The sequence below is a fragment of the Terrisporobacter mayombei genome (assembly GCF_020748465.1).
Taxonomy (GTDB): domain Bacteria; phylum Bacillota; class Clostridia; order Peptostreptococcales; family Peptostreptococcaceae; genus Terrisporobacter; species Terrisporobacter mayombei.
In genome coordinates this window covers 1-669 of record NZ_JAHZMP010000040.1, presented here as the reverse complement: position 1 = coordinate 669, position 669 = coordinate 1, and the positions used below count along the sequence as shown (strand labels likewise).

Genomic DNA, 669 nt, shown 5'->3' with positions numbered 1-669 from the left:
GTGCGGTAGATTTCGGAGTGGCAAAAATTGTGGCATTAATGTTCAGTTTTATTGCTGGTGCTCCTCTTGGTTTCTGGGGGATTGCTATTATCACTGGTATTGTTTCTTCTTACATAGGGGATGATGAGCTGAACAAACTTAATGAGTTGTTAGGGATTTAATATCTCTTTAGAGTGTAATATATGAAACTTGGCAATCCTACTGGGATTGCCATTTCCAGGTAAAGTAAATAAAAAAGGTTGTATGAGTACCAAGGCTCTTTTTTTATGTTTGTCGTCTTTTGTATAAAAGAAAATATCGTTAGTTTTGAATATGGGTATAGTAATACATGTATTGATGCAAAAAATATAAAAGCTAGAGATATATCATTGTTATAGTTAAGTGTTAAATATAATAACCATGGCAGAAGTGATTCAGGTAAATTATGTAGGTAGTATTTTAGATACATAATTTTTTCTTTTGTTGGAGGTGTATGAAAATAGTGCTTTTTCTAATTACAATATTATCCTTGTCAGGATGTCAAGCAAACTATATTCGTGATGTACAAGGAGGAACCGTTGCGCCATCTTCGTCTTCTGAACTGACGGGGATCGCGGTTCAGTAGAAAAGATCAAAGGATCTCTTGAGATCCTTTTTTTCTGCGCGTAATCTGCTGCCTGTAAACGAAAA

The 669-nt window shown here is 34.7% G+C and carries 2 protein-coding genes; one reads left to right on the top strand and one right to left on the bottom strand.

The annotated features are described in order from the left end of the window. Nucleotides 1–157: 157 nt before the first annotated feature. Nucleotides 158–448, bottom strand: a complete 291-nt coding sequence (locus K0039_RS24030) for a Cki family colicin immunity protein (RefSeq protein WP_228106766.1) — start codon at nucleotides 446–448, stop codon at nucleotides 158–160. Nucleotides 449–472: 24 nt separating this feature from the next. On the opposite strand from K0039_RS24030, the gene K0039_RS22365 reads away from it, so the two are divergent. Beyond that, nucleotides 473–604, top strand: coding sequence for a colicin release lysis protein (locus K0039_RS22365; RefSeq protein WP_071699850.1), 132 nt, complete (start codon nucleotides 473–475; stop codon nucleotides 602–604). Nucleotides 605–669: the final 65 nt, after the last annotated feature.

Coding starts and splice junctions, on each gene's coding strand:
- K0039_RS24030 (WP_228106766.1), bottom strand. CDS start 448: ATGTATCTAAAATACTACCTACATAATTTACCTGAATCACTTCTGCCA.
- K0039_RS22365 (WP_071699850.1), top strand. CDS start 473: ATGAAAATAGTGCTTTTTCTAATTACAATATTATCCTTGTCAGGATGT.